The 21,711-nt window shown below is 58.2% G+C and carries 20 protein-coding genes; 12 read left to right on the top strand and 8 right to left on the bottom strand.

Annotated elements, in window-relative coordinates; translation table 11 throughout:
* From EJ079_RS10820 to EJ079_RS10785, 7 genes are all read right to left on the bottom strand, one after another.
* On the bottom strand, nucleotides 1–218 hold a 218-nt coding region (locus EJ079_RS10820; protein ID WP_164873935.1), incomplete at its 3' end, for an alcohol dehydrogenase catalytic domain-containing protein.
* A 65-nt stretch (nucleotides 219–283) separates the two neighbouring features.
* Nucleotides 284–1,402 carry an adenosine kinase gene (locus tag EJ079_RS10810; RefSeq protein WP_245481894.1) on the bottom strand — a complete coding sequence of 373 codons (1,119 nt, stop codon included), beginning with the start codon at nucleotides 1,400–1,402 and terminating at the stop codon, nucleotides 284–286.
* A 187-nt stretch (nucleotides 1,403–1,589) separates the two neighbouring features.
* Nucleotides 1,590–2,765 (bottom strand): methionine adenosyltransferase, encoded by a 1,176-nt coding sequence (metK, locus tag EJ079_RS10805; protein WP_127808965.1) that lies wholly within the window; start codon nucleotides 2,763–2,765, stop codon nucleotides 1,590–1,592.
* Between the two features lie 57 nt (nucleotides 2,766–2,822).
* Nucleotides 2,823–4,160 (bottom strand): serine hydroxymethyltransferase, encoded by a 1,338-nt coding sequence (glyA, locus tag EJ079_RS10800; protein WP_063169266.1) that lies wholly within the window; start codon nucleotides 4,158–4,160, stop codon nucleotides 2,823–2,825.
* Between the two features lie 37 nt (nucleotides 4,161–4,197).
* Nucleotides 4,198–4,542: a helix-turn-helix domain-containing protein gene (locus tag EJ079_RS10795; RefSeq protein ID WP_127808964.1), complete on the bottom strand. Its 345-nt coding sequence runs from the start codon at nucleotides 4,540–4,542 to the stop codon at nucleotides 4,198–4,200.
* 1,056 nt (nucleotides 4,543–5,598) lie between these two features.
* Nucleotides 5,599–7,533 (bottom strand): HrpF/NolX family T3SS translocon protein, encoded by a 1,935-nt coding sequence (locus tag EJ079_RS10790; protein ID WP_127317695.1) that lies wholly within the window; start codon nucleotides 7,531–7,533, stop codon nucleotides 5,599–5,601.
* A 301-nt stretch (nucleotides 7,534–7,834) separates the two neighbouring features.
* Nucleotides 7,835–8,533 (bottom strand): secretin N-terminal domain-containing protein, encoded by a 699-nt coding sequence (locus EJ079_RS10785; RefSeq protein WP_024505367.1) that lies wholly within the window; start codon nucleotides 8,531–8,533, stop codon nucleotides 7,835–7,837.
* A 187-nt stretch (nucleotides 8,534–8,720) separates the two neighbouring features.
* Between EJ079_RS10785 and EJ079_RS10780 the strand changes: the two genes are divergently transcribed.
* From EJ079_RS10780 to EJ079_RS10725, 12 genes are all read left to right on the top strand, one after another.
* Nucleotides 8,721–9,230, top strand: a complete 510-nt coding sequence (locus tag EJ079_RS10780) for a nodulation protein NolB (RefSeq protein ID WP_024505368.1) — start codon at nucleotides 8,721–8,723, stop codon at nucleotides 9,228–9,230.
* 9 nt (nucleotides 9,231–9,239) lie between these two features.
* Nucleotides 9,240–10,103: a type III secretion inner membrane ring lipoprotein SctJ gene (gene sctJ / locus EJ079_RS10775; protein WP_127248569.1), complete on the top strand. Its 864-nt coding sequence runs from the start codon at nucleotides 9,240–9,242 to the stop codon at nucleotides 10,101–10,103.
* Nucleotides 10,048–10,734 (top strand): nodulation protein NolU, encoded by a 687-nt coding sequence (locus EJ079_RS10770; protein ID WP_250888651.1) that lies wholly within the window; start codon nucleotides 10,048–10,050, stop codon nucleotides 10,732–10,734. The genes sctJ and EJ079_RS10770 overlap by 56 nt, the downstream gene beginning before the upstream one ends.
* A complete protein-coding gene (gene sctL, locus EJ079_RS10765; RefSeq protein WP_024505371.1) occupies nucleotides 10,731–11,354 on the top strand; it encodes a type III secretion system stator protein SctL in 624 nt (207 codons plus the stop codon). Before EJ079_RS10770 ends, sctL begins: the two co-directional genes overlap by 4 nt.
* The gene (gene sctN / locus EJ079_RS10760; RefSeq protein ID WP_024505372.1) at nucleotides 11,351–12,709 is read left to right on the top strand and encodes a type III secretion system ATPase SctN; all 1,359 of its coding nucleotides are present in this window, start codon (nucleotides 11,351–11,353) and stop codon (nucleotides 12,707–12,709) included. The genes sctL and sctN overlap by 4 nt, the downstream gene beginning before the upstream one ends.
* On the top strand, nucleotides 12,685–13,197 hold the full coding sequence (locus EJ079_RS10755; RefSeq protein ID WP_032899688.1) for a hypothetical protein: 513 nt from the start codon (nucleotides 12,685–12,687) through the stop codon (nucleotides 13,195–13,197). The genes sctN and EJ079_RS10755 overlap by 25 nt, the downstream gene beginning before the upstream one ends.
* An 89-nt stretch (nucleotides 13,198–13,286) precedes the next feature.
* The gene (gene sctQ, locus EJ079_RS10750) at nucleotides 13,287–14,315 is read left to right on the top strand and encodes a type III secretion system cytoplasmic ring protein SctQ (protein WP_095769044.1); all 1,029 of its coding nucleotides are present in this window, start codon (nucleotides 13,287–13,289) and stop codon (nucleotides 14,313–14,315) included.
* Nucleotides 14,308–14,973: a type III secretion system export apparatus subunit SctR gene (gene sctR, locus EJ079_RS10745; protein WP_029354851.1), complete on the top strand. Its 666-nt coding sequence runs from the start codon at nucleotides 14,308–14,310 to the stop codon at nucleotides 14,971–14,973. Before sctQ ends, sctR begins: the two co-directional genes overlap by 8 nt.
* A 2-nt stretch (nucleotides 14,974–14,975) precedes the next feature.
* Nucleotides 14,976–15,251 (top strand): EscS/YscS/HrcS family type III secretion system export apparatus protein, encoded by a 276-nt coding sequence (locus tag EJ079_RS10740; RefSeq protein ID WP_024505375.1) that lies wholly within the window; start codon nucleotides 14,976–14,978, stop codon nucleotides 15,249–15,251.
* Nucleotides 15,252–15,259: 8 nt separating this feature from the next.
* On the top strand, nucleotides 15,260–16,078 hold the full coding sequence (gene sctT, locus EJ079_RS10735; RefSeq protein WP_024505376.1) for a type III secretion system export apparatus subunit SctT: 819 nt from the start codon (nucleotides 15,260–15,262) through the stop codon (nucleotides 16,076–16,078).
* A complete protein-coding gene (locus EJ079_RS10730; protein ID WP_024505377.1) occupies nucleotides 16,075–17,112 on the top strand; it encodes an EscU/YscU/HrcU family type III secretion system export apparatus switch protein in 1,038 nt (345 codons plus the stop codon). The genes sctT and EJ079_RS10730 overlap by 4 nt, the downstream gene beginning before the upstream one ends.
* A gap of 355 nt (nucleotides 17,113–17,467) precedes the next feature.
* A complete protein-coding gene (locus tag EJ079_RS10725) occupies nucleotides 17,468–18,271 on the top strand; it encodes a hypothetical protein (protein WP_024505378.1) in 804 nt (267 codons plus the stop codon).
* Between the two features lie 542 nt (nucleotides 18,272–18,813).
* On the opposite strand, the gene EJ079_RS10720 is transcribed toward EJ079_RS10725, so the two are convergent.
* The gene (locus EJ079_RS10720) at nucleotides 18,814–20,925 is read right to left on the bottom strand and encodes a hypothetical protein (protein WP_245463577.1); all 2,112 of its coding nucleotides are present in this window, start codon (nucleotides 20,923–20,925) and stop codon (nucleotides 18,814–18,816) included.
* Nucleotides 20,926–21,711 lie beyond the last annotated feature (786 nt).

Below are 21,711 nucleotides of genomic sequence, written 5' to 3'. Positions count from 1 at the left end.
ACGGTGCCGACGAATTCATGGCCCGTCACCATCGGCACCGGCACCGTCTTCTGCGCCCACTGGTCCCAATTGTAGATGTGCACGTCGGTGCCGCAGATCGCCGTCTTCTTGATCTTGATCAGCACGTCGTTGGGGCCGATTTCCGGCACCGGCACCTCTTCCATCCAGATGCCCGGTTCGGCCTTGGCCTTCACAAGCGCCTTCATCATGTTCGACATCAGGATTTCCCTATTCCGTGATTGCGCTTCTGGCGAGATAGCCTGCACAACGGGAAGGTAGGCCACTAACTCGTTTGAACGTCCGGAATGGTCAGCCCCGCCTGCTCGGCCTCGCGGCGCAAATTCTGACGGAGCCTGGGGCCGATCTGCTGGATCACCAATCCGGCTGCCAGTGAGCCAAGGTCGCCGCAAGTCTGCAGGTCGCGGCCTTGCGTGTAGCCATGCAGGAAGCCGGCGGCATAGAGATCGCCGGCGCCCGTCGTGTCGACCAGTTCCTTGATGGCGGTCGCCTTGATNGTCTGCAGGTCGCGGCCTTGCGTGTAGCCATGCAGGAAGCCGGCGGCATAGAGATCGCCGGCGCCCGTCGTGTCGACCAGTTCCTTGATGGCGGTCGCCTTGATCACCACGGTCTCGTCGCCGCGCACGATCACCGAGCCTTTTTCCGAGCGGGTGACGGCGGCGATCCGGCAATCCTTGCGGATCTGCGCCAGCGCCTCGTCGAACGACGATGTCTGGTAGAGCGACTTGATCTCGTGGCTGTTGGCAAAGACGATGTCGACCGTGCCCGAGCGCATCAGGTCGAGGAATTCGTCGCGGTAGCGGTCGACGCAGAACGAATCCGACAGTGTCATCGACACTTCTCGGCCTGCCGCGTGCGCCAGCTTCGCCGTCTGGCGGATTGCCTCCTTGGCGCGCGGCGGGTCCCACAGATAGCCTTCGAAATAGGTGACCTTGGCGCCGGACGCCTTGTCGGCCTCGACATCCTCCGGTCCGAGCTCGACGCAGGCGCCGAGATAGGTGTTCATCGAGCGCTCGCCGTCGGGCGTGACGAAGATCATCGAGCGCGCCGTCGGCGGCTCACCCTTGAGCGGCGTGGTGTCGAAGGCGACGCCCTGCGCATGGATGTCGTGGGCGTAGATTTCGCCCAGCGCATCGTTGGAGACCTTGCCGAAGAAGGCGGCGCGGCCGCCAAAGCTGGCGACGCCGGCCGCCGTGTTGCCGGCGCTGCCGCCGGAGGCCTCGATCGCCGGGCCCATGCGGCTGTAGAGCAGTTCGGCGCGTTGTGTGTCGATGAGGTTCATCGCGCCCTTGATGATGCCGTTGGTCTCGAGGAATACCTCGTCGCACTGGGCGATGATGTCGACAATGGCATTGCCGATGCAAAGCACGTCATAATCCGGCATCAAAATCTCCGCCAAAACCCGAGCCGGCTTCNGGGCGATGATGTCGACAATGGCATTGCCGATGCAAAGCACGTCATAATCCGGCATCAAAATCTCCGCCAAAACCCGAGCCGGCTTCTTGCCACGCCGGCCGGGCGTGGTCTCGCGAGTTGAAATGGGTTGCCGCATGCGCTTGATCCAGCCGCCCTCACGCAGCTGCCGGTCCGGCTTCACGCAGCAAATCGTCAGCTTTGTCCGTCTTCTCCCAAGTGAACTCAGGCTCTTCACGCCCGAAGTGTCCGTATGTCGCCGTCTTGCGGTATATCGGCCGTAAGAGATCAAGCATCTTGATGATGCCTTTCGGTCGGAGATTGAAAACCTCGAGAACAAGGCGCTCGATCCTTTTTTCCTCGATCCTTGCGGTTCCGAAGGTATTGACCATGACAGAAACCGGACTGGCCACGCCGATCGCGTAGGCAAGCTGAACCTCGCAGACCTCCGCAAGGCCGCTGGCAACGATGTTCTTCGCGACATAGCGGGCGGCATAGGCCGCCGAGCGGTCAACCTTGGATGGGTCCTTGCCCGAAAAGGCACCGCCGCCGTGACGCCCGGTCCCACCGTAGGAATCGACGATGATCTTCCGTCCTGTGAGGCCGCAGTCGCCGGCAGGCCCACCGACCACGAACCGCCCTGTTGGGTTGACCAGAAATCTGATCCCCGAAGTATCCAGGTGGGCCGGCAGGACCGGTTTTATGATCTCCTCAATGACGCCTTCGCGGACCATGGCTTGTGAGACCGCTTCGTCATGCTGCGTTGACAGGACTATGGTATCCAGCGCCACCGGGCGGAGCCCTTCGTAGCGTACCGACACTTGAGATTTCACGTCCGGACGCAGCCAGCCAAGCTGTCCCGCTTTCCGGACCTCGGCCTGTCTTTTCGTCAAATGGTGAGCGAGTTGGATCGGCAGGGGCATCAATGTATCCGTCTCGTTGCATGCGAATCCAAACATGATGCCCTGATCCCCTGCCCCTTGCCCGAGATCCTGCCCTCGTCCTTCATCAACGCCCTGGCTTATGTCGGGCGACTGCTCGGTGAGGGCCAGAACGACGGCGCAACGTCGACCATCAAAGCCAATCGCATCATCGTCGTAGCCAATATCGAGTATCGTATCGCGGGCGACTTGGCTGTAATCGATGTGGGCATGGCTGGTGATCTCGCCAGCCACAACGACCATCCCCGTCTTCACCAACACTTCACAGGCGACGCGCGCCTTCGGATCGGTGCGCAGGACCGCATCGAGAATGGCATCGGAGATGTTGTCTGCCATCTTATCGGGGTGTCCCGCGCCGACGGATTCGGAAGAGAACACGAACTGCCTGGTCATAAAAATGCCCTCGCTTCAAGTGCTGGAGTTAGTGAGGAGTTTCTGGATTGGGGTGGCTTATCGGTCGGGGATGCCGGGAACATCGAACGCAGTGCAGAAGTCGGCAACGTCTCTTCGTACGCTCGCATGAACTTCCTGGTCATCGGGCTGGCGGCAGACCGAGTCGATGAAAGCGGCGATCTGCACCATCTCCGTTTCGCGCATGCCCATGGACGTCACCGCTGGTGTCCCTAAGCGGATGCCGCTTGTCAGCGCCGGATGCCGCCGGTCGCCCGGGACCATATTGAAATTCGCAATGATGCCTGCACGCGATAAGCGCTCCGCATAGGCTTTGCCTGACAGCGACCGGTCCCGAAGATCAAGGATCAGCATGTGATTGTCAGTGCCCCCGGTGACGAGTTCATAACCTCGCTCCAGAAGTGCCTGGGCCAGAGCCTTGGCGTTGTGGACGATCTGCTGACCGTAGACACGAAAGGACGAGTTCGCTGCTTCCTGCAAAGCGACGGCAAGCGCGGCGATAGTATTCATATGCGGTCCGCCTTGCAGAAGAGGGAACACGGCGCGGTCTATACGTTTGGCCAGATTGTGTTTGCTCTTCGGATGATGGAGGGGCTGATAACGGTCTTCATTCCTTGATAAAATGAAGCCACCCCGGGGACCGCGGATCGACTTGTGAGAGGTGCTGGTGACCACATCGCAATGGGACACGGGGTTCGGATGCACTCCTGCGACAACCAGGCCGCAGATGTGGGCGATGTCAGCCACCAGATACGAGTTCACCTCCGAAGCAATTTCGGCCATTGCCGCGTAGTCAAAAATACGCGGATAAGCAGTTCCGCCGACCCAAATTAGCTTCGGGCGTTCCCGCTTGGCGGTCTCGCGCAAGTGGTCATAGTCAATTTGCTGTGTCTTTTCGTGCAGCCTGTACGGGACGCGCTGATAATCGCTGCCGGAAAAATTGACGGACCAACCGTGAGTCAGATGGCCGCCTTCGGGTAAAGGCAAGCCCATGACTTTGTCACGGGGGCTCAAAAGCGCGCGATAGACAGCCTGGTTGGCTGGCGAGCCTGAATAAGGCTGGACGTTGGCGTGTTCACTGCCAAATAGCGCTTTCAGGCGCTCGATCGCGAGGGTCTCAAGCTCATCGACGATCTCGTTTCCGGCGTAGTAGCGCGCACCGGGGTATCCCTCGGCATACTTGTTGGTGAAAATCGACCCGGTCGCTTCCAACACCGCCGAGGAGGCAAAGTTCTCGGAGGCGATCAGTTTGAGAGTTGTCCGCTCCTGACGCTCCTGTCTTAGAAGCAGTTCGTGAACGCGGGAGTCGACGGCGGCTAAGTGAGGCCGCCCGTAAGTGTCGGGCTGCGCGATGGCGCCGCCGGCGGAGTTATCCATGGTAGTCGCGCTCCATTTGGACTGATCTATTTCACGATCAAGCAGGCGGTCCCTTCAACCGCGCGTCTTGTATTGCTTCCAGGCGTTGTAGGTCTCTTTTATGATGGCCATCATCGTGGGGCAGGAGATCGACCACCAATTGAGCCAGCCCGCCATCCTTGCCTCCTGCTTGCATATGGGACGAAGACTGCGGACGTTGTTCGTTGCAGCAAAGAAAGTTGGCTCTGACCAGCCGCCGAACGTGGCGTCGAACCTGCTCGCGAGGCAGACTGGTAATATCGGCCAGCTCGCCGACGGTTAGATCCGCATGCGCGCAAAGGCCCAGGATTCGAAGGCGATCAAGATGCGCTGCCGTCCTTAGGCGATTTACCAGTGTCAACATTGGTTGGCATCAACCCGGACGGGATGCAGCCAGCCGCTAGCCCTTCTATCCCCATCAATCCGCATGAGACCTCTCTCGTCATTTGCTGTAAATCCGCTGGTATGGATGCTAATGGAAGATAGATCACAGTCCTTTCTACGACTAAGACGCCAGATATTGGGGCTAATGTACCACCTGACAGGAGACTACACTCACGAACATTATGTGAATTTTTTTTAACGTTGCTGAGATCAAGGGGGAGGTTTGGCGAATGTCTCGCCGTCGACTGTCGAATCCTGCCCGACGGGATTATAGGGTGCGTAGCCTGCTTGTCCTTTCCACATGACCAGCGACGATGGGGCGAAGGCGGCAGACATAGCTCTGGAGCATGCTGCGGTATCTTTGGCCTGAAGCCGAGGAAGGCGGACCGTGGCTTCCGCGCCGCTGCCGGGAGCCCGCGAACAGGCCAAGTGGATCAGCCGGGTGTTGCCGTCATAGAGCGTGAGACCCAAAGCTGGCCAGCCGCGCCCTGAGGCTGACGCACCGCTCAGCGTCCACCTTGCTCTCGAAGCCCATCGGCATAGCGCCGATAACGACTTGACCGCGTGCGTGTCGACGAGCGATCGGTGAGCGCAAGGATCGAGGGTGCAGTGCAGGATAATGCTGTTTTAAATCAGCGCTGTTTTCAGCCGACTGCCTTGAGCGTGGGCACAAGGATATAGGCCCAAGGCAGGAGATCATCGTCTGCTGTTCGGGAGGCCGCCCTGGGCGCGCGACAGCCGTTCCTTCGGCTGCGCCGCTCCGCCACCATCCGCGCCGTGCCTTCCGGAGACCATTCCCGCTACCGGCCGGCGCCCGTGAAAACCTCGACCCGGCGCACCGGCTCGAGATGGCTGGGCTCAGCGTAACTCTGAAGTCGTCATATACCGAAGCCTTCACAGACTTCGGACATCCCCCTCACAGCCCGATCCAGATGGCGTCAGGAACACCGCTTGCGTTGATGCGGATGAACCCCTGCTTGTGCCACAATGACCCTTATGTCAGCGCGCGAGCCAAAGCTTCCGCGCAAGGCGACGGCTAGGATAAGGCAATGCCGACGAAGGGCACATTGCTTGCCACACTCTGGAATGATGGCATGCTCGGAAGGCCTAGGCTTTGCTCAGGGCCGCCTGCAAGGCGCGCTTTGAGGTTATTCACATAGCCTTCTGCGTAGTCCTGCGCCGTCGAGACCGAAAGATCAATGCCTGCCGCCAAGGCCTCTTCCATCAGGTGCTTTACGAGCCCATTTCGAATGGCCAGCTTGACCTCGGGGCCTGCGATAAGGCCGATCGCCTGCGCGGCCATATTGAGGCCAGCTTCCTCCAGCGCTCGCTTCATATCGCCTCCGTTAATGGCCGTACGCAGGAGATTGGCTGCTTGCGACTCAGCCTCGAGAACCATCGAGGCAAGATCGGCTACTTGTCCGAGGCCCGGAATGAAGCTGAGCAGTCCCACCGCCGTTGCCGCCAAGTCGAGCACTTTCGTCTCGATTTTGAGCACGGAGTCGACGACGTGCATGACGGCCCCGCCGTTCTTTTTGGCTGACTTAATGTCAGGCTGGTCCATCAGGCCCATCTTCATGTCCGCGACGGCATTCTGCTCTTCTGCGGTTTGGGCGCCGTGGGTGATTGGCTGCTGAACGTTGCGGTTCGCAGACGACATGTTTGTGCAAAAATGGGCAAAGTCTTTTTTGCTGATATTGCCGGAATCAACCGTATGCCCGCCGCCAAAGTCGAAGAATTTATGATGGGTCTTATAGCCCGTGATCGAATTGTTCAGGAGGCCAAACAAAAGAGGATCTGAAAGGAGCTGAGAGGCTGCTTCCCGCACTTTCGGATCAAGGCTCTTGTCGTCTTTCATTTTCGCCAGTTTGTCGCGAGTCAGAACACCGCTTCCAAAGAACGTGTCCTGATGGTCCTTGATCATCTCGACCGTATTCAGCTCAGTTTGCGTGAGGCTCATCGACGATGAGGCGACTTGCAGGAAATCCTCTTTGTGCATCTTCCCTTTCGAGCCACCGCACAACTGGTTCCAAGCATCGGGGTGATCGAGGAAATATTGCGCCGCCGCAATGACCTGGGGCGGAAATTTGCCGTTTTTCGATTCGCCGCCGACCATTTTCTTGAACTCATCCAGACTCAGGTCCTTGGACAGATTTTCGGAGTACCGGTAAAACTCCCGCAAGGCATCGCTCAAGGTCATGACCGAAGGCTGCAAACCTCCGCTGCCGTCGGATGGTATGTAGTTCTGCTCGTAGCTTCGCGCTTGGGCTTCCTGAAATGCAGCAACTTGTGGGTGGTGGTTTGAAAATCCGGCCAAGTCCTTGGCGTTGATCTTGCCTCCACAGCGGCCGTCGCCCTGCGAGCCAATCGCATAAAAAAGTCCCGAATCCTGCTGCAGTCCCTGGATCGCCGCTTTCAGATCCGGTGGCGTAGAGGGATCATTGGCTTTGTCGGTCAACGACTTCCAAGTAAGCGGGCATTGGTCCTTGTGACGGTTGAGTACCGCAACAATCTGCAACTCAGCCGTGGTCAGCGACCCACCGTTCCACGTGATTCCGGGGCTCGCCCTGGGAGCCGGCTCGATCTTCGGAGTGACGCCGAGCAGATGTTGGGCTTCAGTCGCCTTGGAGCGTTGCGATTGGTCCTCCTTGAGAGCCGCCCTCATATTTGGCGGCAGCAGATCCAGTGGGTGTTGCTCCAAGCCATTCAATGTCAAGACATCCGGTGCCATATGGCCCAAAGGGTCCTGCCGCAATTTATCCATTGTCGAATCAAGATTCGACGCTGGCAGATCCCCTTGCGCGAAAGAGCCGGGCTTGTCTGCCAGCACACAAGTGGACAGCATCGCTTCGAAGCACGATGCACTTTGCTGATGCTGGGTCGCAAAATGGGAAACTTTCAGGCCCGGCCAACCCCTTGCGGACTGTAGCGAATTTGAGCGGTAGAAAGTTGAAAGATTACTGGCCGACATTATGCATCCTCAGACGTGACGTTGAAATCCCCACAAGAGACCCCGACAGAAGATCCCTTGCGTTTCACAAAATTCGACAATTCCAAGCGTCGGCAGGTCACGAATGCGCCTGCCCTGCCTTCAATTGCTGTGTTCCGGGCCGGCTCCAAGGTTCGGTCCAACACAATGGCCGGAGTCACCGCGAGAGCTGCCGGGACTCATCATGAGCGGATTAGCTTTCGAGAAACTGACGAGTTTGCGAAGAGTTCACAAAGGGGTAGCCGCAGTCATGTTCTTCAGAGCTGCGGGAAATCCTCAATGTTCATTTCTTGCCCAGCTCAGGCTTCCCGCCAACGCTATCCTGTTGTGGGATGTCAGAAGAATAAGAAGCATCCGGTCGTCCGTCGCGAACGACCGTAGTGGAGGAGCCGCGAAACAAGATCAGCACTGATTCCTTTGGCGTTGCCGCTATGTGAGTCTGCGCCTGCGCCTGCGCCACCAAGCCGTTAAAGGTCTGCTCCACGAGTGCGACGAAGCGCGGTGGACCGGAAACGAAGACGAGGCCATTGCCTGGCACGGGTTTGACCACATAGCGCTCGTCGGAGATATCAAGCTTGTCGAGAGCCCCCTTGAACGCATCGAAGCGAATCGACGTCATCAAAAGCATTCGAGTTTGCGATTCTTGTGCAGCAGACACATAGAGCACAAGGCCGTCATAGTACCATTGTAGACCGTAAAGGTTCGTCAAGCGGTCGAGGAACGCGCGCGGTGGCAAATCAGGCATACGTCCGCGAATTCGCCCCTTCACCGCAGGACTGATGTTGACCCTGATATTCAGGTTGTTGCCGAATTCCTGCAACGCTGCAGCGAGCTCCTGATCCAGAACCGTGTATCTATAGGGTGTCGCCGGAAGGGACAGCGGGACTGCATGCGCCGGGTGAATCCCGGTGGACAGAAAAAACCCGGCACAAAGAAGTCTCAAAACATGCAGGGTGACGGGTTGGATAAGCGTTCTCGGCATGTCGCACTGATAAACCAAACGCTGAAATCATCACAAGTGACTAAATTGCCGAAGAGATTTTAGATTGTCGAAATGACGCCGCCGTTAGTCAGCTTGTTGTCAGCTTGCCCCCCTAGGAGTGTTGCGCCGACACCGGGTGATGAATGGGCGGGGCTCGCCCGGTCAGAGAGAGCAACCGAGTCCTTACATGATGATGCCTGTCACGTCGATCTCTGCCACTCTAACGGCTGGCCTCCCCAGGGTCGGATCACCGTCGATTGTCGAGCAGGCCCAGTTTGAGCGCGCCTTAGGGCATGCAGCCGACTCGCTGAAAAACGATGCCGCCGCGGGGCCAGCGAGTGCGGCGCCAGTTGCTGCGGCGATGGATGTTCAGCGCGCGGCTGCGCCGACGAGCGGCATGGGCGATCGCGTGTTGCAGACGATTTCCTCCCTATATCCACACAACACTGTTTCCTTCCCCGCGCTCGACCATGACATAGCCCTTTCGAAGGGCGCTCTACCGGGACCGGCGCAGAAGCTTCCCGTTCCAGGTGAGGCGGGAACCGGAATCTCGGGCATTCCCCAACAAGGGCAAGACTTCGAAACGATGATGGCTGGTCTTCGGGATGTTTACAACGGCGTCACCCAGGTGGCGCTTATCTCCAAAGGCGTCAGCGGCGTCACATCATCCGTGAATAAACTTTTGAAGGAAGGCTGAACCGCGCGCATGATTGGCTTGGCCGAGGGCGAAATCATGCGTGGCCTGTCAGGGTGGCGGTCGGTTAGACTTGTCATGCTGCCAGTTCTCGTCGCCCTCACTGCTTGCAAAGCCGACCTCTACACGCAATTGCAAGAGCGTGAGGCAAATGAAATGCTCGCACTTCTTGAAGACAACGGGGTCGCCGCGATCCGGGTGGTCGCCAAGGATGGAACCAGCACGATCCAGGTTGACGAAAAGCTGCTCGCCTTCTCAATCAACCTTCTGAACGCCAAGGGGCTGCCGCGCCAATCCTTCAAGAACCTCGGTGAGATATTCCAAGGATCAGGCCTGATTGCCTCGCCGACCGAAGAGCGTGCCCGTTACGTGTATGCCCTGAGCGAAGAGTTGTCGCGGACGATCAGCGATATCGATGGCGTTTTTTCTGTACGTGTTCACGTCGTGCTGCCGCATAACGACCTTGTGCGAGCCGGTGCCACGCCATCCTCGGCCTCGGTGTTTATCAGGCACGACGCAAAAACAAATGTCGCGGCTCTGCTGCCAAAGATAAAGATGCTTGTAGCCGACAGCATCGAAGGCCTGTCCTACGATAAGGTGGAAGTGGTTTTGGTGCCGGTAGAACGGTCCGCACACGAGCAACGGCCCGATCCGACTGCTGTTTTGCCACAAGCATCACTACCTCTTCCTGCGCCACTTCTGGCGACCGTAACAGGTTTTGCCGCAGCCGTATTCGGCGTGGCCTGTTATCTCTTGATCGGCGTTGTTACGCGTCGGCGCAAGCAATCAACCGGCGTTTCCAAGGTCGAGGGGCGCCGGGATGCTTCTGCTGTCGAGGCCATTCGCAAAAGAATGCCTGCAATTGGACGTGGGTGACATCTCATTGCCAATGCCTATACAGACCGCCCGACCTGATGGTCCGCACTTTCCGGGCGCGAGCGAGCTTGCGGCTTCGGCCCATCCAACCCGTCTTGCGGCGCGTCTTGATCCAGCGTTATCGGCCGAAACGTTAGTGAAGTTGCAGAAGTGTTCCAGACTGCATCCAAGGCTGGCAGAATTGCTGGGCAACGATGACGTGGATCTGAACCACATCGGCTGCAGGCCGGACCTTCTACGCGGGCATGATCCATATCGAGCGGCCCTTCTTGCTGGTAGTATCTGGCATGCCCGTTCGCTGGTCGCGTTTGTCTCTCAGCCTGAGCTTGCCATCCTTGTTAAACGCATCGGCGTGGAGGCACACGCATTCGGAATCCGACACCTGCTGCATGCTGTTGACAAAAGACTGATCTCGGACCCAGAAAAACTCGCTCAGCAAATCGAATACGATGGACACGCATGTCTTGGGGCTTGGCTCCAGGACAGTTCAGCTACCGAGCGTAACCGCGTGCTTCTTCGATTGCCCGAGGGGACTGCCGCGGAGACTCCAGCACCTGAGCATTGGACCGACGCCGGCCAATTGCTTTCACTTGTAGTAGCTCATTTTGAGACAGAGACCCCGGTGAAATGACAGTCGAACTTTCCGAGGGGCCAATAGCGCCGCAGATGCGTCCAGTCGGACCACTGATACCCGCGAGCGAGCTCGAAACCTGGCACAGCGCCGCGCAAGCCCTTGCCGCGGCAGAACGGCATCGGCAGCGCGTTCGAAACTGGGCACGCGCGGTTTACCAGCGGGCGTGGGCGCGCGGCCACATGGAGGGCTCGAATGCAGGCACCGAGGAGATGGCAGGGTTGATTGCGGAGACAATCTCCGAAATCGCGCGACGAAAGGCGGCTCTGGAGCAGGAATTGCCGCAGCTCGTGATGGAAATATTGAGCGATCTTATCGGCGCTTTCGATCCGGGCGAGCTATTGGTGAGGGCTGTTCGTCACGCCATAGAGTGTCAATACAGCGGCGCCGACGTTTGCCTTCATGTTTCTCCCATGCAAGTCGACATGCTTGCACGAGAGTTTGCTCGATGCGACGGCCAGGATGGTCGACCAAGGGTGCGGATCGAGCCCGACCCGACATTGTCGCCGCAACGCTGCGTGCTGTGGAGCGAGTACGGCAATGTTGACCTTGGACTTGACGCCCAGATGCGCGCGCTGCGCCTTGGTTTCGGGACGCTCTGTGAGAAAGGCGAGCTATGAGAAAGCCCGTCCCAGAACATAACGCTGACGCCGACACTCGAGCTCTCGTTCCAGCAATCTCGTCTTTGAGGGCTGCGGCCAAGCGAATTGACACGCGTGCGGTGCGCGGTCGGATCACGCGGGCTATCGGCACACTGGTTCATGCCGTCTTGCCAGACACTCGTATTGGGGAACTTTGCCTCCTAGAGGACCCGCGAACCGGGCTGTCGCTCGAGGCCGAGGTGATCGGCCTGTCGGGTGATGGTGTATTGCTGACACCGATCGGGGACTTGGTGGGCCTATCCAGCCGCGCAGAGGTCGTGGCCACTGGCCGAATGCGTGAGGTGCCCGTCGGCGGCGATTTGCTCGGTCGCGTGATCGACAGTCGTTGCCGCCCATTGGACGGCAAAGGCGAAATCAAGACCGTCGAAACTCGGCCCCTGCATGGCAGAGCCCCCAATCCGATGACGAGGCGCATGATTGAGCGGCCATTCCCGCTTGGGGTCCGTGTCCTCGATGGTCTGCTGACGTGCGGCGAGGGCCAGCGGATCGGGATTTATGGCGAGCCAGGTGGTGGCAAGTCGACGCTGTTGTCACAGATCGTAAAGGGTGCCGCCGCTGACGTCGTCATAGTGGCGCTCATAGGCGAACGTGGACGGGAAGTTCGTGAATTCATCGAAAGGAATCTTGGTGAAGAGGGCCTTCTCCGTACAGTCGTCGTGGTTGAAACATCCGACCGCTCGGCGGTAGAGCGTGCGCAATGCGCTCCAATGGCGACTGCGCTCGCGGAATATTTCCGAGATCAAGGCCTACGCGTTGCTCTCATGCTGGATTCGCTGACGCGCTTCTGCCGCGCTATGCGCGAAATAGGCCTTGCTGCGGGTGAGCCGCCGACGCGACGGGGCTTTCCTCCTTCCGTTTTTGGCATGCTGCCAGGCCTGCTCGAGCGCGCCGGCATGGGTGAGCGGGGCTCAATCACGGCCTTCTATACGGTGCTTGTAGAGGGTGATGGCACGGGTGATCCAATCGCCGAGGAATCGCGTGGTATTCTCGATGGCCATGTCATCCTCTCACGCGCTATTGCGGCGCGATCGCATTTCCCCGCTATTGATGTGCTGCAGAGTCGCAGCCGCGTCATGGATGCAGTCGTTTCGGGGACACATCGCAAGGCAGCATCCATTTTCCGCGAGCTCCTGTCGCGCTATGCCGAGACCGAGTTCTTGATCAATGTTGGCGAATACAAGCCAGGTGGAGATCCCCTGACTGACCGGGCTGTCGCGTCAATCGACGAACTGAGGGAGTTTCTGCGCCAGAGCGAAGATGACGCGTCAGATTTCGAGGAGACGGTCGCATGGATGTCGCGTCTGACCGCGTAAACTGGATTCAGTCTTCGAGGTTACGGCTTCTGAAGGAAATGCAAGAGCGTCGTGCCCTTGGCGAGCTGTCCAAGAAGGAAGCCCAGCGCGATGTGGCCGCCTCAGCCGTACAAAATGCCTCTAGGGAGCTTGCAATGATACAGCAACATTGTTCAAGAAAAGAAGCAGCGCTCTATCAGCATCTGATGTCACTCGACAACTTGTCTAGCGCAGCGCTCGACCGTCACCGCCTTCACACTGAACAGCTTGCCGCTGAGATCAATTCCAGACGGCAGATGCTTGATGATACCCAAATCGCTCAAGAGGAGGCTGAGATGGCGGCGTCCAGGACGAGGGAGCTATGGGTCATATGTTCGGCGGCAAGGGACAAATGGCAACAAATCGAGGACGACGTGCGGCGCGCCGTCGAGACTCATTCGGAGGCCGCAGCCGAGATCGAGGCCGACGATGAGATACTGCTGAAATATGCGAGGGGGTCGCTTGCCTAAATGCCGCGCAACCGGATTCGACGGTCGCAAGAGGTCGTCCGAATGACACGACCGTGCAGTCTTTGATAGGCGCTGTGGTCACACCCGCCATGTTCGAACCAGTTCTGAAACTGTCCCACACGGTTGTCTCGTGGCTCAATGATACAGCAGCGCCGCGCACGCCGTTTCAAAGCCGGATCAACGAGGTGCCGCTATCGGTGCGAACGGCAGGGCTTGTCTGGCAGCAGGAACCTGCTGCCATTCCGATGCTTGACTGCGTCTGGAGAGTGGGAGCCGAAACGGTCATCTTGTCACTGTCGCGCCCGCTCGTAGAGGAGTTCATCACGACAGTGCAGAACGGCTTGGCCTTCCCTTCCGAGCCAACTGCTTCGCTAATTCTCGAACTCGCTCTGGAGCCGCTTGTCACTCGACTGGAGGAGACGACGCGTCTGAACGTGCAACTCGTGCGGGTATGCGAAGCCACGATGCTGGCTCCTCATCTTGAACTCGACATCATTTTCGGCGCGGTCAAGGGCAAGGGCCGTCTATTCCTGTTCACGCCACTTGACGGCTTAGTACCGCCTGCGTTTCGCGCGCTAGGCGAACTGCTTGCCCAGTTGCCGCGGCAGCTGGGCGGGCTGCCTCCAGAGCTCCCGCTCATTGTTGCAGGAGAGGTCGGCACGCTTCGCCTTCCTGCGGCGCTTCTTCGAAGCGCATGTGTCGGTGATGCATTGTTGCCCGATATTGCGCCGTTCGGCCGCGGCCAGATCACCCTAGCTGTCGGCCAGTTGTGCGCCGAGGCGGATCTTGACGGCGATGAATTAATCTTGCGGGGGCCTTTCCGCCCGCGACCGTGTCCTTTGGAGAGTGCGCATATGACACAACCCGGATCGCAACTGGAGCTTACTAAGGATCTCGACGATGTCGAGATCGTGCTTGTCTTTGAATGCGGCCGCTGGCCTATTTCTCTTGGGGAATTAAGAAGTGCCGGCGAAGGGCATATTTTTGAACTTGGATGGCCGATCGACGGCCCGGTCGACATAGTGGCCAATGGTCAGCGTATCGGGCGTGGCGACATTGTCCGCATCGGAGAAGAGCTGGGCATCAGGCTGCGTGGCGGGTTTGCATGCAATGAGTGAAGCTCAGCCGACAATCCTGGCGCTTCTTGCGGTTACCGCCGGACTCGGTCTGCTGGTTTTAGCAGTTGCCACGACAACGGCCTTTGTAAAGGTATCAATTGTTCTTTTCCTCGTCCGCAATGCGCTCGGGACCCAGACCATACCACCCAATGTGGTGCTGTACGCCGCGGCGATGATCCTCACTATGTTCGTTAGTGCGCCCGTTGCTGAGCAGACCTATGACCGCATGTCGGATCCCAAGCTCCACTATCAGACATTCGACGACTGGGTAAGCGCCGCTAAAGCCGGAAGTGAGCCCTTGCGCGAGCATCTCAAGAAATTCACAAATGAAGAGCAGCGGCGATTTTTCCTATCTTCGACAGAAAAGGTCTGGCCAGAGGAAATGCACGCTGCAGCCACGCCTGATGACTTTGCAATACTTGTACCATCTTTCTTGCTATCGGAATTGAAGCGTGGATTTGAGATAGGATTTCTACTTTATCTGCCTTTTATTGTTATAGATCTGATAGTGACAACTATCTTGATGGCGATGGGCATGTCGATGGTCTCACCAACTGTTATATCTGTCCCGTTCAAGATCTTCTTGTTTGTTGCCATTGATGGTTGGTCAAAATTGATGCATGGGCTTGTGCTGAGTTATACGTTACCGGGAGGCTGATCATCACTGAATCCAGCATCATTACTCTTATGAGCCAATCACTGGTGGTTTTCATGATCTGGATTCTACCGCCGCTCATTGCATCAGTGGTTGTCGGCCTCGTCATCGGCATCCTCCAGGCGGCGACGCAGATCCAGGATGAAAGCTTGCCGCTCACCGTGAAGCTTCTGGTCGTTGTCGCGGTGATTGGGCTGTTTGCTCCTGTGCTAAGCGCCCCGCTCATAGAGCTAGCCGATCAGATCTTCACCGAGTTTCCCGCAATGACACTTAGCTACTAGTCCGCCCCATGGACGCGCCATCGGCCGATATTCAAATTCTGATCCAGACGGCTCTCGAACTCGTCGTTGCGGCAGGTCTTGGGGCAGCCCGCGCGATGGGCATCATGCTGATCTTTCCCGTATTCACACGCTCGCAGATCAGTGGGCTGATCCGGGGCTGTTTGGCTGTTGGCTTCGCACTACCATGCCTGGCACATGTCAGTGGCGGATTGCCGGCGCTGGATCCTGATACACGCCTGATCCAGCTAACCCTGCTCGGATTCAAGGAAGTTTTTGTCGGTGTACTCCTTGGCACTTTTCTTGGCATTCCGCTTTGGGGCCTTCAGGCTGCCGGGGAGCTTATCGACAACCAACGCGGCATCAGCAGCCCGACCGCTTCGGCCGATCCCGCGACGAACAGTCAGGCTTCCGCGATGGGCGTTTTTCTGGGGATCACTGCGATTGCCATATTCGTCGGATCAGGAGGCCTGGAAACTTTGATCAGTGTCCTGTACCGCAGCTACTTGATCTGGCCGGTGTATCAGTTTCACCCGACACTGAGCGGGCCAGGAGCAATGGAGTTGTTGGGGCTTCTCGACAGCATAATGCGCACGGCATTATTGGTATCGGGGCCTGTCGTGTTCTTCCTGATACTGATTGATATATCGATGATGCTGCTGCGTCGCTTTGCCCCGCAATTTAAGGCGAGCCAACTGTCTCCGGCAATCAAGAACATTGTCTTTCCAGTTCTCATGGTCACCTACGCTGCCTATCTGGTGGAGAGCATGAAACTGGAGGTCACACGTGCCAACGGCGTGCTGGAGTGGTTCGACAAATTGCTGCCATGAGCGACACAAGTGAAGAGAAGACACACGCCGCCAGCCCGAAGAAGTTAAGTGAAGCGCGCAAAAAAGGACAGCTGCCACGTAGCTCCGATTTCGTCCGCGCGGTCGGGACTTGCGCTGGGCTCGGCTACCTTTGGCTAAGAGGCAGCGTGATCGAGGACAAATGCCGGGAAGCGCTCCTATTAGCCACCAAGTTGCAGAGCCTACCTTTCGATACCGCGGTGCCGCAGGCATTGGTTGTGCTCGTCCAACTCACCGTCGCGGCTGTTGGCCCGCTGCTTGGAACCCTCGTCGCCGCGGTGATTTTGGCCAGCCTGCTAGCCAATGGTGGATTTGTCTTCTCTCTGGAGCCGATGAAGCTCAGCTTTAAGAAAATTGACCCCTTTGAAGGGCTGAAGCGCTTGGGGTCTGCTCGTTCCATGGTCGAAGTCTGCAAGACCATGTTCAAGGTATTGGTTCTCAGCGCAACCTTTTCCATTGTCCTTCTCGGGATGTGGAAGACAATGGTCCCTCTGCCGATCTGCGGCATGGGCTGTGTTGGCCTCATCTTTATGGAGACAAAATTGCTGATGGGAATTGGCGCCGGCGCACTGCTGGTCGGCGGACTGATCGATCTCCTGCTCCAGCGCGCGTTGTATCTGCGCGAAATGCGCATGACCAATACCGAAGTGACGCGCGAGTCGAAGGATCAGCAAGGAGCGCCAGAGTTGAAAGGTGAACAGCGTCGCATCCGCGAGGAGGCGGCCGACGAGCCTGCGCTTGGCGTGCATCGCGCCACGCTGGTCTTAACAGGAAGGGCGGTCCTGATCGGTCTGCGTTACGTTCGCGGTGAAACCGGGGTGCCGTTCTTAGTTTGCCGTGCCGAAGGTGAGCGCGTTTCACATGTGTTGAGCGAGGCGCGGGCACTACGCCTGACGATCGTCCATGACCATGTCTTAGCGCGTCAGCTGATAGGCACTACAAAACTCGGCCACGCGGTTCCTATGCAATATTTCCAGCCTGTCGCGAAAGCATTCTTTGCCGCAGGCTTGGCCTAGTCATTGGAAGTCCACGACTGCCAGTTCAAAACTGACCTGGCTCCATGCTAGTGGCAAATGTCGGCTGGCCATCCGTGCCCCAGTGTCTCTGTCAGGCCAACCGCGCAACCGCGGGCCTGGGGCAATCACTCCCCTCGGATCTGCCACCCAGCAACTACGGCAAGTCCTCCGGGCATGACCTTGCAGCCTCTGCTGGCCGGTGCGTGGCGCAGTCCGAGGTTTTGAGGCCGGCAGTACGGATTTGATTGGTGCAGCCGTTGGAATGCCCTCGTCAGCTAGTCGTCAACTAAGCGCCCTATGTTGAACAGCCGTGCTAACTTGAGCTCGGTTGCGAAACATAGGAGTACGAATCGTCATGTATGGTCGAATTGGTGGCTCATCCGATAGTTACCGCGCGCATAATGCCGGCGAGCAATCGGATGCAGGAAGCGAAGGGTTCGCGGACACATTCGCCCGAATGCACTTATCCGGATCGGAAGGTAGCGGCGCCTCATCATCGGCGGCTCCCCAAGCATACTCCCTCAATTCCCGACCTCCTGTGGTGGAGATCAACAGGACTTCCTTCAGGAGACAGGTGAGGCAATTTCATGGTGATGAAATCACGCACATCGCCGACAATCCTCAAGAGTATTCAGAGTTCGTATCGTCACGAGCCAGGCGCACCGCGGACGTTGCTCAGCAATATGGCATCCGTCGAGATACGGAGCACGCGCGATATTTCAGTTACCAATTGGGAGACCGGAGTGCCGGACTGCTGAGAATGGAAGGCGGATTCAGCATGAACGAGTTCGAATCGGAAAGTTGGCGGGAACAATTTCCTGGTCGAACTGAGGTCACTTCCATAGTGGATCTTCAAGTCGCCCATCCGCTCGTCGAAAATGCGGGCGATATTCTGCTGGAGCATCAACTTCGGATAGACGGCGACCGACCGTTGCTGAATTGGCGTGCGGCTAATCCGGAAGCACAAGCGCGCGCGCAGACGATGGGGTTTGTTGAAGTGGATCATGGCGACCTGGTGCTTGACCCTACGCAGCATCCCGACAAATGGACGAAGAACAGTGCCGGTGAGTGGCAGCGTGCAGGCAAACCTCCACTCTATCTCCACAAAACCGAGGACAGCGACAGCAGCGATAGCGGGTCCGACGACGATTTCATGTGATTTGTCGACCCGCCGCCGAGCCTTGCAACTGGTGACGGTTGCAAGGCTGTTGGCAGTGAATGCTAATTGTCCGGCGACAGCCCCGCCTTAGCGCCAGCGCCGCCGAGCAATCCAGCCCATCTCCCAGACAATAAACTGCGGATGCGCATCGTGGGTGCTTGCGAGCGGATTGTATTCGGGCCGGAACTCCGCCTCTTGGATACGAGCTCTCCCGAATCCAATTTTCTCCACCACACCGTTGGGTCGTTGCGATGCGCCGATCCCGATCGGATCGGCTATGCCTGCTCCGCGCTCGCAGGAAGACCTTCCGCCTCGATCTTGGCGGCGCGATCTCGGCGATAAGTTGGATGGGAGGCAAGATACGCCGCCACGTCAACAGCAGGTAACGCGACATCGCAAATCGGCCCTGACGGTAGCCGATCGACTCCAATCGCCGGACCGCAACTCGCGCAGCGGCATTCGCGGTTTGGCCAGGAGAAATGCTCGCTGACTCACAGCGTGGCCGGCCGCATTCTGCCCTAGACCCCAAAGTACGTGCCCTGTCATGCAGCCTGCGCCGACGGGAGCTCGGCACGCGAATTGCGTGGTTGGCGGCCAAGCCCCGAGGTCAACAAAGACTTACAGAAAGCGGGGGTGAGTTTGCCGCGATGAATTATGACCTTCTCGCGACCGGACCTAGCATCGGCTTCCTCTCGCTCTCGATTGTAGCCGCGCTGTTCGTTGGATTTAACGTGGCAAGCGGTGAATTCGGAATCAGCCAGCCCTTCTAAGTTTCTGGCCAAGACGGGGCGACTCGTGTGGATGTGCACCCACATCGGGCTCGGCATCGCACCATTGACCAGCATCTTGGGCTGCAGCTTCATCTCAAACAGCTTTCCTGGCTCGCCACGCAGCGCGACCGGTGCCTCCGGCGGCATCAATTCGTCGGCATTGCACAAATGTTCCAGGTATTTTTGCGCCGGAAATGCGTAGGTCTTCATGCAATCAGTCGTAATGCCGGCTTTTCCTTCATTCAATGCGTTGGCCTGTCCCAGCACCATGTTCAGCAACCCTTTGAGCTGGTCTGTGCGTTCGTGCACTTTGGGTAGCTGGGTGGAGGTGAGTAGCAGGCGTACATTACGCCCCTGCAACCCGGCGAGACAGGTTTGCATCTCAATGGCCTGGGCTCGCAGGTACTGGGCCACATCGTCCACGACCTTACCGGCCTCCTCAGGCTTCATCTGGCGCACTTGGGAGACGACGCTTTGCTGACCGGCCAGATCGAACTGCAAAAGTTCGTCCAATCGTTTGAGCCGCTCCGTCAATACCTCCATTGACAACGCGGCGCCCCCGATTGTCGAGCCTGCCCCCGACGAACTCGCAGCCACCTCTTGCGCTCTCACCTGTGTACTCGCAACTTGATCCGAGCGCGCGAGAACCTTGGCTGCTGGCACTGTGCCGGCGTTCGAAGCGACTGGTGTTGATGGCTGCCCGGCGGCAGAAGTCCCGGCGCGAGCTGCCGACTTATGCTTTGACTTCCCTTTCCTTCGCGCTGTAGTGCCTTCTGACACTGCAGCCGTACCAGCAGTGTCAGCCGGTATCGCAGCGCCTGCCCTGGCCGGCATCGCAGCGCCCGCCTGGGCCTGTGGCGCCATGATGGCTGACGGCGGAGACTGCAGGTTCAACAAGTGCATGGCATCGTGCGCAGTGATCCATGCATCGTCCACGATCCGTTCGAACAGTTTCAATGGGAGGCCGGCATCTGGGTAGGTATGGCTTAGCTTGGTATGCACCTCGTGCAACGCCAATCCAAAATCCGAAAGCCGCTCCATGATTTTTTCTACAACCGCGCAATCATGAGCGTTGAGTGTTTTGCCATCCATTATGCCCTTCGCCAAAGAGAGGGCGCGAAGAGCTTCTTGAGCGGCGCTTGCCATCAGCTGCACCACTCCATTTCGACCGACGAGGAGTTCCTTCAAATCTGGCTCGAACCTGCTCGCCCGCAGTTCAATCTTGGCCCGCGCAAGACCGATCCGCTCACGGACCAGCCAGATCCTGACACTCAGTACCGAGCCGGCACGCAGCCGCAGTGCGCACCGCTCGGCTTCCCGCATCACGGGCGTTCCACTGGATAGGCTAGCGGTGGCAGCGCAGGCGGATCGCTGTCGTTCGGAGCGCCATGCCTTTTTTTCCCACCACTTAATTGCCGCCGTATGGTGGTTCTCCACATTTAAAATCAACAGCTCCTGCCGGTCCGCCTGGGAGTAGGAGTAGAGTCTATCGACCATACCTGCCGCTATCTTGGTCTTTTCGTCCAATTTCGTGATCGTCGACAGGCCAAGTTGGTCTACTTCATTCGCGGCGTCGCACACGATCTGGCAACATCTACGCACCTTGTCGTCTGGCATAATTGTCTGCGCCTCAGCCGCAGGCAGGCTAGCGCGGTACTCCAGAATTGCTGAGGCTGCACCGACGACCCGACTGATCAGCTCCACCGCCTCCTCGGGAACGTCGGTTTTCCTGGCCGCAGCCTCGCAATCAGTCAGTTGTTGAACAAGACTGTTCATTCTGAGCTGTGTCGGACTGATATCTTCATTTGACGATGAGCTGGTGCCTTCCACCTGCGCGGTTGATAGTTGGCTACCGACCGGCGCCATGGCTTCGCCCTCAGACATGGAGGGAGAACCGCGCCGCCTTGCGGCTGCGCCACGTGGCGCTACGGTTCCGCGTGGTGGCGCAGCGGCTCCACGTGGCGGTGTGTTCAGGATTTGATCTTCGCCAATCGAGGCGCCTGGCAGACTTTCGCGGGCATCGCCTGGACCGCGCGCAACTGGAAGGGAGGAGGGCCTCCTATCGGCGTCCCCAGAGCGCATCTGCTCCACAACGGAATCGAATGACTGTCCACCTTCTCCCGCAGCAAGACTTGATTGCGAAAGGGAACTGCTCGCCCGCCCCGCGCGGCTGGCTCCAGTTTCAGCCTGCGATTTCCGTGGTCGGCCAATGCCCTTCATATTGCGTCTCCGTAGTAGGCGAGAATGTGCTGCTATTGTGCTGGCGGCTGACGAGACCAGCGGCATCTTTCGGTTAACGTCACGGTCAGCCAGACCCGCGACGGCGTAATGTTCCCGCCAAAGTGCTTCTCAGTAGCAGGCCAAGATTGGCCCGAGCTCACAGGACTTTCGCAACGTTGCCATCGATGTCCTGAGATTATCAGCGCTTCAGTCCGCCGATTTCCAGGAACAGCGAATGAAATCAGACCAACTCGGCCAGCTCCCCTTCCTAGACACGTGCCTGACGATTTTATTGATGCGTCACTCCTCTCGTTCGCCACCGACAAAGTCACACATTTGCTTCAGAGAAGCGTGTGCGTTGCGTATCGCGCGGGAAACCATTTCGATCTATAGTTACAAAAAGTGTCGAGACGGGACCTTTGGATCCGAAGGTCAGGCACGGCCGGCCTA

Origin of the sequence: Mesorhizobium sp. M7A.F.Ce.TU.012.03.2.1 (genome assembly GCF_004006095.1) — a bacterium.
Taxonomy (GTDB): domain Bacteria; phylum Pseudomonadota; class Alphaproteobacteria; order Rhizobiales; family Rhizobiaceae; genus Mesorhizobium.
This window is presented reverse-complemented; position numbering and strand designations above follow the sequence as displayed.

Excerpts from the sequence above, each read along its gene's own strand:
- metK (WP_127808965.1), bottom strand. The coding sequence starts at position 2,765 with ATGACCAGGCAGTTCGTGTTCTCTTCCGAATCCGTCGGCGCGGGACAC.
- glyA (WP_063169266.1), bottom strand. The coding sequence starts at position 4,160 with ATGGATAACTCCGCCGGCGGCGCCATCGCGCAGCCCGACACTTACGGG.
- EJ079_RS10795 (WP_127808964.1), bottom strand. The coding sequence starts at position 4,542 with ATGTTGACACTGGTAAATCGCCTAAGGACGGCAGCGCATCTTGATCGC.
- EJ079_RS10790 (WP_127317695.1), bottom strand. The coding sequence starts at position 7,533 with ATGTCGGCCAGTAATCTTTCAACTTTCTACCGCTCAAATTCGCTACAG.
- EJ079_RS10785 (WP_024505367.1), bottom strand. The coding sequence starts at position 8,533 with ATGCCGAGAACGCTTATCCAACCCGTCACCCTGCATGTTTTGAGACTT.
- EJ079_RS10780 (WP_024505368.1), top strand. The coding sequence starts at position 8,721 with ATGATGATGCCTGTCACGTCGATCTCTGCCACTCTAACGGCTGGCCTC.
- sctJ (WP_127248569.1), top strand. The coding sequence starts at position 9,240 with ATGATTGGCTTGGCCGAGGGCGAAATCATGCGTGGCCTGTCAGGGTGG.
- EJ079_RS10770 (WP_250888651.1), top strand. The coding sequence starts at position 10,048 with ATGCTTCTGCTGTCGAGGCCATTCGCAAAAGAATGCCTGCAATTGGAC.
- sctL (WP_024505371.1), top strand. The coding sequence starts at position 10,731 with ATGACAGTCGAACTTTCCGAGGGGCCAATAGCGCCGCAGATGCGTCCA.
- sctN (WP_024505372.1), top strand. The coding sequence starts at position 11,351 with ATGAGAAAGCCCGTCCCAGAACATAACGCTGACGCCGACACTCGAGCT.
- EJ079_RS10755 (WP_032899688.1), top strand. The coding sequence starts at position 12,685 with ATGGATGTCGCGTCTGACCGCGTAAACTGGATTCAGTCTTCGAGGTTA.
- sctQ (WP_095769044.1), top strand. The coding sequence starts at position 13,287 with ATGTTCGAACCAGTTCTGAAACTGTCCCACACGGTTGTCTCGTGGCTC.
- sctR (WP_029354851.1), top strand. The coding sequence starts at position 14,308 with ATGAGTGAAGCTCAGCCGACAATCCTGGCGCTTCTTGCGGTTACCGCC.
- sctT (WP_024505376.1), top strand. The coding sequence starts at position 15,260 with ATGGACGCGCCATCGGCCGATATTCAAATTCTGATCCAGACGGCTCTC.
- EJ079_RS10730 (WP_024505377.1), top strand. The coding sequence starts at position 16,075 with ATGAGCGACACAAGTGAAGAGAAGACACACGCCGCCAGCCCGAAGAAG.
- EJ079_RS10725 (WP_024505378.1), top strand. The coding sequence starts at position 17,468 with ATGTATGGTCGAATTGGTGGCTCATCCGATAGTTACCGCGCGCATAAT.
- EJ079_RS10720 (WP_245463577.1), bottom strand. The coding sequence starts at position 20,925 with ATGTCTGAGGGCGAAGCCATGGCGCCGGTCGGTAGCCAACTATCAACC.